At 65.1% G+C, this 11,469-nt stretch carries 11 protein-coding genes, 1 tRNA gene and 1 pseudogene; 6 read left to right on the forward strand and 7 right to left on the reverse strand.

Annotation, left to right across the window (positions count from 1 at the left end; translation table 11 throughout):
- Positions 1-32 precede the first annotated feature (32 nt).
- Positions 33-884, reverse strand: coding sequence for a DUF4397 domain-containing protein (locus tag QWJ37_RS07250; RefSeq protein ID WP_227901530.1), 852 nt, complete (start codon positions 882-884; stop codon positions 33-35).
- A 218-nt stretch (positions 885-1,102) separates the two neighbouring features.
- Between QWJ37_RS07250 and QWJ37_RS07255 the strand changes: the two genes are divergently transcribed.
- From QWJ37_RS07255 to ettA, 4 genes are all read left to right on the forward strand, one after another.
- Positions 1,103-1,175 (forward strand) — tRNA-Arg (locus tag QWJ37_RS07255).
- 323 nt (positions 1,176-1,498) lie between these two features.
- Entirely contained in the window at positions 1,499-2,074 is a 576-nt protein-coding gene (ssb, locus tag QWJ37_RS07260) for a single-stranded DNA-binding protein (RefSeq protein ID WP_227901532.1), read from the forward strand.
- 128 nt (positions 2,075-2,202) lie between these two features.
- On the forward strand, positions 2,203-2,661 hold the full coding sequence (locus QWJ37_RS07265) for a hypothetical protein (protein ID WP_227901533.1): 459 nt from the start codon (positions 2,203-2,205) through the stop codon (positions 2,659-2,661).
- A 130-nt stretch (positions 2,662-2,791) separates the two neighbouring features.
- Positions 2,792-4,474 (forward strand): energy-dependent translational throttle protein EttA, encoded by a 1,683-nt coding sequence (gene ettA / locus QWJ37_RS07270; RefSeq protein ID WP_227901535.1) that lies wholly within the window; start codon positions 2,792-2,794, stop codon positions 4,472-4,474.
- A gap of 86 nt (positions 4,475-4,560) precedes the next feature.
- Here ettA and QWJ37_RS07275 read toward each other — a convergent pair whose 3' ends face one another.
- Positions 4,561-5,445, reverse strand: coding sequence for an acyl-CoA thioesterase II (locus QWJ37_RS07275; protein WP_227901538.1), 885 nt, complete (start codon positions 5,443-5,445; stop codon positions 4,561-4,563).
- A gap of 159 nt (positions 5,446-5,604) precedes the next feature.
- On the opposite strand from QWJ37_RS07275, the gene QWJ37_RS07280 reads away from it, so the two are divergent.
- Together QWJ37_RS07280 and QWJ37_RS07285 are read left to right on the forward strand one after the other, a co-directional pair.
- Positions 5,605-6,078: a thioesterase family protein gene (locus QWJ37_RS07280; RefSeq protein ID WP_290244924.1), complete on the forward strand. Its 474-nt coding sequence runs from the start codon at positions 5,605-5,607 to the stop codon at positions 6,076-6,078.
- 1 nt (position 6,079) lies between these two features.
- Positions 6,080-6,751 (forward strand): hypothetical protein, encoded by a 672-nt coding sequence (locus QWJ37_RS07285; protein ID WP_290244925.1) that lies wholly within the window; start codon positions 6,080-6,082, stop codon positions 6,749-6,751.
- A gap of 60 nt (positions 6,752-6,811) precedes the next feature.
- Here the strand turns inward: QWJ37_RS07285 and QWJ37_RS07290 are convergent, their stop codons facing one another.
- The 5 genes and pseudogenes from QWJ37_RS07290 to QWJ37_RS07310 all read right to left on the reverse strand — a co-directional run.
- Complete coding sequence (locus QWJ37_RS07290) at positions 6,812-7,255, reverse strand: globin (RefSeq protein WP_227901543.1); 444 nt, start codon at positions 7,253-7,255, stop codon at positions 6,812-6,814.
- Positions 7,248-7,922, reverse strand: a complete 675-nt coding sequence (locus QWJ37_RS07295; RefSeq protein WP_227901545.1) for a mechanosensitive ion channel domain-containing protein — start codon at positions 7,920-7,922, stop codon at positions 7,248-7,250. The genes QWJ37_RS07290 and QWJ37_RS07295 overlap by 8 nt, the downstream gene beginning before the upstream one ends.
- 50 nt (positions 7,923-7,972) lie before the next feature.
- On the reverse strand, positions 7,973-8,488 hold the full coding sequence (locus tag QWJ37_RS07300; protein ID WP_227901546.1) for an OsmC family protein: 516 nt from the start codon (positions 8,486-8,488) through the stop codon (positions 7,973-7,975).
- 55 nt (positions 8,489-8,543) lie between these two features.
- Complete coding sequence (pepN, locus tag QWJ37_RS07305; protein WP_290244926.1) at positions 8,544-11,096, reverse strand: aminopeptidase N; 2,553 nt, start codon at positions 11,094-11,096, stop codon at positions 8,544-8,546.
- 190 nt (positions 11,097-11,286) lie between these two features.
- A pseudogene (locus QWJ37_RS07310) lies at positions 11,287-11,469 on the reverse strand (SpoIID/LytB domain protein); the annotation flags it as partial.

Below are 11,469 nucleotides of genomic sequence, written 5' to 3' on the forward strand. Positions count from 1 at the left end.
CAGCCCCGGGGGATCAGGGGGTGGCGGAACTGCTAGCTGCGGTTATCCTCGGACCGGCTCCCTGCGGAGGCGGCGACGGAACGGCGGCGAAGCATAAACGCGCCCAGGGCGAGGACGGCGGCAGAACCCGTGGCGGCGGCTGCAATCATGCCCTGGTTGGAGGACTGGCCGACCTGCTCCAGTGCACCGGGAACCGCTGCAGGGTTGGAGTGCATACCCTCAATGGTCTGGGTGGCCAGGGCCAGGTTTCCGGCCTCGAGGGAGCCCCATGCGTACACGATGGTGTTGGTTCCTTCCATCAGTGCCAGATCGGCCGGGCCGATCACCGGGTCCGTGGTGCCGGCTGCAGCAACAGATGCAGAAACGGTACCCGGGTCAACCATCAGCATCTTCTCGTTGGGGTTGGTCAGCCCTTCGATTACAGGGGACCCGTTGGCCAGGACATCCACGGCCGGCGCCGCTGCCACGTGCCGGACGGTCAGGCGTGCCTTGCCGGCTTCGATGGCGGAGGTGTCGTTGGTGAAGAGGTTTGCCGTGGGTTTGCCGGAGGCATCCAGGTTAGCGGCGGCAGTGTAATTCCCGCCGGCTGCCAGATCGGCGGAGATCGGGCCGATGATGGGTGCGGAAGCGTCCGCGGCATCTGCAGCGGTAATGGCGAGCTCGTAACTGCCGCCCGGAAGGTCCAGCGGCCCTGCGAGTTCGCCGGGCATGAAGTCATCCAGGGTGAGCGTGCCGTTGACGTAGACATCCACGGGGGTGTCCGGGACGCCGTGCAGCACCGAAAGCTTTGCCATATCGGTGTCAGCGGCCTGCGCCGGCATTGCCGAGAGAACTGCGGCGGCGCCTACTCCGAGGGCCGCGAGGGCGGAAGCGGTCTTACGCATGATCTGTGCTCCTTCAGTTGCCGCACCCACCGGTACGGGTTTCGTTTGACTTACACCCCTACTACTTCCGGTGCCGGCGTTTTGGATGCAAAAACATGAAAACTTTTTTGGAACGGCCGGAATCGGGTGTGGCGGGCACCCGCTGGGCGGCATTGGAGCGCGGGCGCGGAGGCGCCCTGAACGGTGGGGAGCGGGGTCCGTAGTATCATCGACTGGTTGCCCCCGTAGCTCAATGGATAGAGCAACGGCCTTCTAATCCGTAGGTTGCGCGTTCGAGTCGCGCCGGGGGCACTTCCGGGTTTTCCAACCTGCACCTTTTCCCTGGACCGGCGCGAAGAGCCCGCCGCGTTCCGTCTGCGGCGCGGACAGCGCCGGTTTGCAACGCCTCCGATGCAGCGCCGTACCGTGTGCAGCCCTTCCTCATTCCCTCCACAGCACAGGAAACCCGGGGACCGGCTCTCCGTCATCCACACCTGATGTCCACCAGACCCCATGCCGTACCTGGACGGTAAAAACTGGGCGGACCGGTGGATGAGCCGGACCCCGTGCGGGTGGGACTGCGCTGTTGCAGACGGCGCGGACCCGCTGCCGCACCGAGCCGAAGGCAGGAAATGATGAGTGACACCATTACGCTCCGGGGCTATGTGGCCACCGAACTCCGCCAGAACACCACTGATCAAGGGCTGGCTGTCGCCAGCTTTCGGATGTGCACCACCGAGCGCCGGTATGACCGGGATACCGGCGGGTGGACTGACGGGCAGACCAACTGGTACGCCGTGAGCCTGTTTCGGCAACTCGCCACCAACGCGGCCTTCAGTATTCATAAGGGTGACCGGGTTGTGGTTACGGGCAGGCTGAGGCTTCGGCAGTGGGCCACCGAGGATGGCCGCAGCGGCACGAGCGCTGACATTGATGCGGATACCGTGGGCCATGACCTGATGTGGGGCACGGCGAGTTTTCGACGCACCGTTTCCGGAACGGGGGAGGGTGCGTCAGGCAGCGCGGGCATGGCCCATGCAACGAACACCGGGGAAACGGATCATGGCGCCGGTGCTGACCCGGACCTGTCCGACGCCCTGGACAGGCTGGCCGACCCGCTGACGGGGGAGCTCCCGGACGCCGGCGAGGAGAGCACTGTCGAGTCCTCCAATGGAGATACCACACGGATGGCCGCAGCGGCGCCATATTAGGGATAGCTGAGTGAGGGGCAACCGCGTCTCCGATGCGTCTGCCCGGATGCCCGGTACCTTTCGGAGCATTGGACGCCCGGCCGGGCACGGCCTTTGGCGGGCTGTCCTGTGCGTGGCACAATCGCGGGGTGAGACTCCTGCGTAATGCCAGCCCGGCCGCCCCTGTCACATTTGTGGCCGGGCTGGCGCTCGCCGTGGGCCTGGCCGGCTGCAGCGTGACGCCGGAGGGGGACGCGGGCGTGCCCGCTACCGGCGCCGGTGCAACGGCCCCCGGCACGGAGGCTTCCGCGCCTGCGGTGAGCGGGGATCCGGCTGTGGGAGCAGTGGAAACTGAACTGCGGAAACTGGCCGGCCTGGACCCCGAGCCGGATTCTGCCGGTATGACCGGTGCCTTCGCCGCCGCAGGGTTTGACCCCGCTACGGTGGAAGTCTCTGCGGACCGAACCCCCACCGGACTCGAGGTGGACGCAATGCGGGCCGCGGTTGTTAGTGACTCGCAGTGCATTTTCGGGGAGGTGCGGGATGGCACGGTCACCGTGACCGTTCTGCCGGTCCTTTCCAGCGGCCGATGCTTCATCGGAGACTAGCCTCCGGACCGGCAGGTCCCGAACCACCGCACCTGAACTGCGTGTGCGCCGGCTGTCGCGGGCCGGGGCAAATCCCGTCCCTGACCGCGTAAATGGTATATATCGGCGCTGACACATTAGCCTTGGATATATGGCGGAATTTATCTACACGATGACCAAGGCCCGCAAGGCCGTTGGCGACAAAGTAATCCTCGACGACGTAAGCATGTCTTTCTACCCCGGCGCCAAGATCGGCGTGGTGGGCCCGAACGGTGCCGGTAAGTCCACCATCCTCAAGATCATGGCGGGACTGGACACTCCTTCCAACGGCGAAGCCCGGCTCAGCGCCGGCTACAGCGTCGGCATCCTGCTCCAGGAGCCGCCGCTGAACGAGGAGAAGACGGTTCTCGGCAACGTCCAGGAGGGCGTGGGCGAGATCTACGGCAAGATCCAGCGCTTCAATGAAATCTCCGAAGAGATGTCCCAGCCGGATGCGGACTTCGATTCCCTGCTCGAAGAAATGGGCAAGCTCCAGGAAGCGATTGACGCCGCCGACGCGTGGGACATTGACTCCCAGCTCGAGCAGGCCATGGACGCACTGCGCTGCCCGCCGCCGGACGCCGACGTGACCGTGCTCTCCGGTGGTGAGCGCCGCCGGGTTGCCCTGTGCAAGCTGCTGCTGCAGAAGCCCGACCTGCTGCTCCTCGATGAGCCCACCAACCACCTGGACGCCGAGAGCGTTCTGTGGCTGGAACAGCACCTCTCCTCCTACCACGGCGCCGTCCTCGCCGTGACCCACGACCGCTACTTCCTGGACCACGTGGCCGAGTGGATCGCCGAAGTGGACCGCGGGCACCTCTACCCGTACGAAGGCAACTACTCCACGTACCTGGAGAAGAAGCGTGCCCGCCTTGAAGTGCAGGGCAAAAAGGACCAGAAGCTGGCCAAGCGCCTCTCGGATGAACTCGACTGGGTCCGTTCCAACGCAAAGGGACGCCAGACCAAGTCCAAGGCGCGTCTGGCCCGCTACGAGGAAATGGCTGCCGAGGCAGAGCGCACCCGCAAGCTTGACTTCGAAGAAATCCAGATCCCGCCGGGCCCACGCCTGGGCTCCCTGGTGCTGGAAGCCAAGGACCTGCAGAAGGGGTTCGGCGACCGCCAGCTCATCAACGGGCTTTCCTTCTCGCTGCCGCGTAACGGCATTGTCGGCGTCATCGGTCCGAACGGTGTGGGTAAGACCACCCTCTTCAAGACCATCGTTGGCCTGGAACCGCTGGACGGCGGCGAACTGAAGATCGGCGATTCCGTCCGGATCTCCTATGTTGACCAGTCACGCGGCGGCATCGACCCGGAGAAGTCGCTCTGGGAAGTTGTGTCCGACGGCCTGGACTTCATCCAGGTGGGCCAGGTGGAAATGCCCTCGCGTGCCTACGTGTCGGCATTCGGCTTCAAGGGACCGGACCAGCAGAAGAAGGCGGGTGTCCTCTCCGGTGGTGAGCGCAACCGCCTGAACCTGGCCATGACCCTCAAACAGGGCGGAAACCTGCTCCTGCTCGATGAGCCCACTAACGACCTGGACGTGGAAACCCTGTCCAGCCTCGAGAACGCGCTGCTGGAATTCCCAGGCTGTGCCGTGGTGGTCTCGCACGACCGCTGGTTCCTTGACCGCGTGGCCACCCACATCCTTGCCTTCGAAGGCACGGAAGAGGACCCGGCGAACTGGTACTGGTTCGAGGGGAACTTCGAGTCCTACGAGCAGAACAAGATTGAGCGTCTCGGACCGGATGCGGCCAAGCCGCACCGCGTAACCCACCGCCGCCTGACGCGCGACTAAGTCTGCCGGCAGCAAAGAAGCCCGGTTTCCCCTTGGGGAAGCCGGGCTTCTCTGCTGTGGACGCAGTTATCGCCGGAGCACAGGAGCTACTGCGGCACCCGCACCATGCCCTCCTGTGCCACCGTGGCCACCAGATCACCGGCGCGGTTGAAGATCCTGCCGGTGGACAGACCGCGGGCGGCCGACGCACTGGGGGATTCCTGGACGTACAGCAGCCAGTCATCCACCCGCACCGGGCGGTGCCACCACATGGCGTGATCCAGGCTGGCAATGCTCATGCCCGGTGTGGTCCAGGCTAGGCCGTGGCCGCGAAGGACGGGCTCCAGCAGTGTGTAGTCGCTGGCATAGGCCAGGGCGGCACGGTGCAGGTTCTCGCCGTCCGGCATTGGTTTAAAGGTCTTCATCCAGACGGCGTTGTGCGGGGTCTTTTCCCTGCCGGGACCCACGTAAACGGGATCCATGACGTGCCGGATATCCATGGGGCGGCGGTGGGACCATGCCTCGGCCACCGGATGGTCAAAATCCTTCAGCAGCTCCGCCGTAGTGGGCAGGGACTCGGGTTCCGGAATTCCCGAGGGCATTTCCTCCTGGTGGTCCACGCCCGAGTCGGGGATCTGGAAGGACGTGATCATGGACAGGATCGGCTTGCCGTTCTGATAGGCGTGGCTGCGCCTGGCGGAGAAGGACCGGCCGTCACGCAGCCGCTCCACGCCGAAGGTAATCGGCACCTCGGTGTCTCCGGGACGCAGGAAGTACCCGTGCATGGAATGCATGACCCGGTCCTCCGGGACGGTCCGGGCTGCTGCGATGAGTGACTGACCCAGGACCTGGCCACCGAACACCCGCTTGCGGGGTTCGGCCTGCGAGCCTCCGACGAAGATATCCTCATCCGTCTTTGCGCCGCCTGCCCAGCTCAGGTCCAGCAGCTCCAGCAGGGACGCTGTCGGGTCGAAGGATTCATCAATGGACATCTGGAACTATCTCCTAGCAGGAAGGCGGCACCGTCAACGGCGGCAACCGCGAAAAAACTCGTAGTCCAAACTTACCGTTCAGTAACACGTTTCCCGGCGCCCGGCGTCCCGGGCACCGTCTTTTTAGGGCAAACCTCACTCTCTGGGAGGATGGAAGGCATGCACCGATTTCCTGTCCAGCTCCGCTACGGAGACCAAGATCCCAACGGCCATATTAATAACGTTAAGTTCATCCAGTTCCTGGAAGAGGCGCGGGTCCGGCTGGGACTGTTGCCCCTGGAGAGCGGCTCGGGCAGTCCGGGCAGTTTCCGGGACCTGACCGGTGACCGGACATCAACCTATGTGGCCCGGCAGGAAATCGAATACCTTGCGCCCCTGCTGCACGGGGATGAGCCCGTGTGGGTGGACGTGTGGGTGACCCGCGTTGGCTCCACCAGCCTGACCTACGGGTTCCGACTGGCCGACGAAACCGGCGGCTCGGTCTACGCGTACGCAGAGGCAGTGATGGTGCAGGTGGACTCGGCCGAAGGCAGGCCTGTCCCGCTCACTGATGCCCAGCAAGAGGTCCTCCAGGGGTGGATGGGGGACCCGGTTCCTTTCCGGACTCCCGTGACCGCCGGGCGGGGGAACTGACGTGGATACCGAACTACGGCTGGCTGATCCCCAGGTCACTGCTGATTTCCGCAACTTTGTCGTGCGTGCCAGGGCTGCCGACGACGGCGCTATCCGGCTGCAGGCCGTCGGCAGTGTGCTGGCTGCGTACGTGTGTGTGCTTGGGCCGCGCATCCTGGGCGAAGATACGCCCACGGTGCTGGGACTTAGGACCATGCCGCTGGCTGGAGAGGCATCGGTGGATACCACCGTTGCCCTGGCTGCTGTCGGTGACAGGCTGGCACGGATGGACGGCAGTGATACGTCCCTGCCGTTGCCGCCGGTGACCGTGCGGGAAACATGGGCCGGTATCACCGCCCCGCGGTCCGGGTGGCAGCCGGCGGGCAGGGCTCCCGTACACCTGCTCGAGCAGGCCGCGCACCGCGGTATCCGGGAAGTGGCGGCTATGCTGCCGCAGAGCGCCGGGGGAGCCGTGGTCCACAGTGCCCGGGCGAGGGTGTGGGCCCAGCCGATGGGTAACACGCAGATACCCGTACCTGCAGGTGCAGCCTTTGCAGCGCTGTCCCTGGGGTTCCTGCCCTCGGCAGGCCAGGGAACGGTGGGAGCGGAAGCGGCACTGTTCAGCAACGGCCGGTGGCTGCGGCTGAGTACCCCGCACGGGCATGTTCTGGTCCGCAGCCCCGCCATTCTGTGAGGCGCCTGGCGGTTAGGAACCGCCAGGCGGGTTCCGGGCCCGTATCCGGGAACCGGAACGTCAGGCGGAATTGACCATGCTGTGGGCCGCCCGCTCCAGATAGTCCCAGAGTGTCGCCTCGTGCAGGGGAGCAAGGTCCAGGGAATCGACGGCGGCCCGCATGTGGCGCAGCCAGGCGTCCCTGGCTGCGGGGGTAACTACAAAGGGCATGTGCCGCATCCGCAGCCGCGGATGCCCGCGCTGCTCACCGTAGGTCTTCGGTCCGCCCCAGTACTGTTCCAGGAACAGCAGCAGGCGTTCCTTGGCCGGTCCCAGGTCCTCTTCGGGATACATGGGACGCATCAGCGGATCCTCGGCCACCCCTGCGTAGAACACGTCCACCAGCCGGACGAAGGTGGGATGGCCGCCAACGGCCTCATAGAAGTTGTACTGCGGCTGGGAGAAGCCCTGCGGCTGCAGCGGCAGGGACGGCCTTCCGGGTGCTTCGGGTGCCGGTTCAGTCATTGCTCCCCATTCCGTCGTTGAGGGCGTCCGATTTGGCCGGATCGCCGGCGGCCTCCGCGTCACCGGTATAGCGGCCCTGGGAGCGGTTGCCGACCTTCGCGAGTTCGCCGTTGCGGATGTACCAGATGACACCGCGGTCATCGATGATGCGGGTGATCCGGATGCCCACCGACTGCACCGTTCCAACGGTATCGCCCACCTCGATGACATCACCGATGCCGTACTGGTCTTCGATGGTGATGAAGAAACCGGCCAGGGCGTCGCGGATCAGTTCACGGGCCCCGAAGCCCAACGCGATGCCGACAATGCCGACACTGGCCAGCAGCGGGGCGATGTTGATGCCAATGGCATCCAGGACCATGATGATCGCCACGGTCCAAATGGAGAGGTTGACGGCGCTGCGCAGCAACGCCCCGATGGTGTCGGCCCGCTGGGCACGGCGTTTCTTGTCCAGCGTCCGCATGACCGGCTGGGCCCATTTCAGCTTGGAAGCGCTGAACAGCGAATAGCCCTTCTGGGCGCGGGCGACCAGCCGGTTAATCAGGAACCGGGCGAGGAACCAGACGATGGAGGCGGCCAGGATAATCAGGCCGGCCTGGATCAGACCGGACCAGTCGAAGTCCTCGACGGTCACGGTGGAAAGGTCGATTTCGGAAGCTGAAACCACTGGCTGCTGAACATCCTTCTTGTTGCCGGGCGGGAGATCTCCGGTTAAGGCTACCCGGGGAGGGGGGCCTCACCCTGCATCCGGGCGGCGGCAATGGTCTCCGGCCGGAAATCGACGGGGAAGTTGACGCTGCGTGCAATGAAGCACAGGCGGTGCGCGTCGGCGTGCATGGGGCCCGTGGCCAGATCGGTTTCCTTCGGGCCGCCGCCGGCAATGGTGACGCGGGGATGAAGCACCACCGAGGTGAATTCGCCGCTGCCGTCGCGGTTCAGCCGCAAGGTGCCCTCGGGCGCATCGGTGTAGGCAAGCACGCGGATCCCGTTGCGGACCGCCACGTGCAGGTAGGAGAGCATGTGGCACTGGGCCAGCGCTGCCAGCAGCAGCTGTTCGGGGTTCCACCGGTCGCGGTCGCCGTGGAAGGTCGGGTCCGCCGTGCCGGGCAGGTCCGGCAGTCCGGCGGCCCGGATCATGTGGTCGCGGCCGTAGCCGCGGTAGGACGAGGTCCCGTCGCCGCGGTTTCCCGTCCATTCCAGGTCCAGGGTGTAACGGTGTTCGGAGAGATTCACGTTCTCCAAGGTACCGTGTGCCCGGACCGGGGGAGGGAAACCGCGGCGGGAACTGCTAGCGGTCCGCTGCCTGGGCCTTCAGCGCACGGACCACGCCGTCACGGTTTTCCAGGACGAGCCTGCGCAGTGATGGAGCGTCCTCGCCCAATTCGGCCAGGAAGGCATCGGTGCGGTCCACCGTGTCCTGCCGGGCCAGGCGGGACGGGTAAAGGCCGACGGCGATCTGCTGCCCGATTTCGTGGGTGCGGCTGGCCCACACGTCGCGGATCGCGTCGAAGTACTTCTGCGCATACGGTTCCAGCAGATCCGTGTTGTGCACCCGCATAAAGCCGGCAATGGCGGAACGCTGGGCAGCATTGGGCATGTCGGAGCGCTGGACGATCGCCTCCCACGCGGCGGCCTTGGCTTCAGCCGTGGGAATGGCGGCCCGGGCCATGGCGGCGGCAAGGGCGCCCGTGGCCGTTGCATCGCGGTCAAGTTCGGCGGCTATGTCCGTCTCGCCCAGCCGGCCGCCGGCCACGAGGCCGGTGAGCAGTTCCCACCGCAGGTCCGCGTCTATGGACAGCCCTTCGAGCGAACGGGTGCCGGCGAAGAGCTCCGCCAGGGTATCCAGGTGTTCATCGGAGGAGGCGTGGGCTGCAAAGGCCTTCACGAACTGCAGCTGCGAATCCGAGCCGGGTGCCGCGGCAGCGGCGAGTTCCCAGAGGCTTTCAGCGGCGGCTACGGTCATGGGCTCCCGGTCCTCGGGATTCACGTAGAAGGCTAGCGTGGTGGCCAGCTGGCGCAGCAGGACCTGCACCACGGTGGAATCGGATTCCGAAGCGATGTTCTGCAGCACCAGTTCCACATAGTTGCGGGCCGGAATCTCGGCGTCGCGCGCTGCGTCCCAGGCCGCGGCCCAGACCAGGGTCCGGGGCAGGGAATCGGCGATGTTGCGCAGGCTCCGCGTCGCGGTGTGCTGCGAGACGTCGTCGAGGCGGATCTTCGCGTAGGCCAGATCATCGTCGTTGAGCAGCAGCAGCGCCGGGCGCGGCTGACCGGCGAGTTCGGGCACCTCGGTGCGTTCGCCGTCGACGTCGAGCTCCACACGGTGGGTGCGCTGCAGCCTGCCTTCTTCATCCGGGTTGTAGAAGCCAATGGCCAGGCGGTGCGGGCGCAGCACCGGATACTCATCGATGGCGCTCTGCAGCACGGCAAAGGAGGTGATGTTTCCATCCCCGTCCGTTTCGAACTCGGGCCGCAGGGTGTTCACGCCTGCGGTTTCCAGCCACTTGGCGGACCAGTCCTTCAGGTCCCGGCCGCTGGCCGTTTCCAGTTCCGACAAAAGATCGGAGAGTTCCGTGTTTCCCCAGGCATGCTTGCCGAAGTACTCGCGGACCCCGGCCATGAACCTGTCCTGCCCGACCCATGCCACCAGCTGCTTGAGCACCGAGGCGCCCTTGGCGTAGGTGATGCCGTCGAAGTTCACCTGTACGTCGTCCAAGTCCCGGATTTCCGCAACGATGGGGTGTGTGGTGGGCAGCTGGTCCTGGCGGTAGGCCCAGGCCTTCTCCAGCGAGGCAAAGGTGGTCCATGCCTGCTTGAACTCGGTGGCTTCGGCTGCGGCCAGCGTGGACATGAACTCGGCAAAGGACTCGTTCAGCCACAGGTCGTTCCACCAGCGCATGGTGACCAGGTCGCCGAACCACATGTGCGCCAGCTCGTGCAGGATGGTTACTGCGCGGCGCTCCACCGTGGCCTCGGTGACGCGGGAGCGGAAGACGTAGCTCTCCAGGAACGTAACGGCGCCGGCATTTTCCATGGCACCGGCGTTGAATTCCGGGACAAACAGCTGGTCATACTTCTCGAACGGATACGGGGTACCGAACTGCTCTTCGTAGAACGCGAAGCCCTGGCGGGTCAGTTCGAAGATGTTCTCCGCGTCCATGTACTGCATGAGCGAACGGCGGGCGAAGACACCCAGCGGAATGACCCGGCCGTCGGAGCTGGTCAGCTCGCTGCGGACACACTGGTACGGTCCGGCGATCAGTGCGGTGATGTAGGAGGAGATCCGCGGCGTGGGCTCAAAGGACCAGGTGGAGCGCGGGCGGTCCTCGGTCAGGTCCCCGGCGGGCAGGGGCTCGGGCGTGGGGGAGTTGGAGATGACATCCCAGTGCGACGGCGCGGTCACGGTGAAGCGGAAGGTCGCCTTCAGGTCAGGCTGTTCGAAGACGGCGAACATCCGCCGGGAATCCGGGACCTCGAACTGCGAGTAGAGATAGACCTCGTTGTCCACGGGGTCCACGAATCGGTGCAGGCCCTCACCGGTGTTCATGTAGCGTGCATCGGCCTCCACTACGAGCTCATTGGACTCTGCGAGGTTCGGCAGCGAGATGCGCACGCCGTCGGACACCTCGGCGGGGTCAAGCGCCACACCGTTCAGCGTGATCCGGTGAACGGCGTCGGTGACAGCATCGATAAACGTGGAGGCACCGGGCCGGGCGGTAAACCGGACAACGGTTGTGCTGCCGAATACCGAATCCCCCCGCGTCAGGTCGAGATTGACGTCATATGACTGAACGTCGAGGAGTTCTGCACGTTCACGGGCTTCGGAGCGCGTGAGATTCATACCTGGCAAGGTAAGGCCTTTCAGACGGAAAAGGAGACCGGAAATTCCCCCTGATTCTGCGGGAGACACCGGACACTATTGATCTTCTGCAACATTCTCTCATTGCTAAGCACCCTGCCAAGTGCTGAGGGGCGGATTGCTGACCGCAATCCGCCCCTCCTTTTTGTATTCAGCCCGCAGTCGGCCTCAGCTACTTGTATCGGATGGCAGTCTTTCCATTGGACTCCAGGACGATTTTGCCACCCTGGAAATCCTGCACCCGGGTCTTTCCGACAGCATATTCGCCCGACTTCGGGAAGCCGAGGGGCCCTTTTTCGAATCCGGATTTCTGGTAGGCATCGCGGATGGCGCCCTTGGAGGATACGTGGGCGCC

The sequence above is a fragment of the Arthrobacter sp. YD2 genome (assembly GCF_030410475.1).
In the GTDB taxonomy this organism is placed as follows: domain Bacteria; phylum Actinomycetota; class Actinomycetes; order Actinomycetales; family Micrococcaceae; genus Arthrobacter_B; species Arthrobacter_B zhangbolii.

Bases quoted from the DNA above. Each gene is read 5' to 3' on its own strand.
- QWJ37_RS07290 (WP_227901543.1), bottom strand. From the start codon at position 7,255: ATGACTGAACCGGCACCCGAAGCACCCGGAAGGCCGTCCCTGCCGCTG.
- ettA (WP_227901535.1), top strand. From the start codon at position 2,792: ATGGCGGAATTTATCTACACGATGACCAAGGCCCGCAAGGCCGTTGGC.
- QWJ37_RS07275 (WP_227901538.1), bottom strand. From the start codon at position 5,445: ATGTCCATTGATGAATCCTTCGACCCGACAGCGTCCCTGCTGGAGCTG.
- QWJ37_RS07250 (WP_227901530.1), bottom strand. From the start codon at position 884: ATGCGTAAGACCGCTTCCGCCCTCGCGGCCCTCGGAGTAGGCGCCGCC.
- ssb (WP_227901532.1), top strand. From the start codon at position 1,499: ATGAGTGACACCATTACGCTCCGGGGCTATGTGGCCACCGAACTCCGC.
- pepN (WP_290244926.1), bottom strand. From the start codon at position 11,096: ATGAATCTCACGCGCTCCGAAGCCCGTGAACGTGCAGAACTCCTCGAC.
- QWJ37_RS07280 (WP_290244924.1), top strand. From the start codon at position 5,605: ATGCACCGATTTCCTGTCCAGCTCCGCTACGGAGACCAAGATCCCAAC.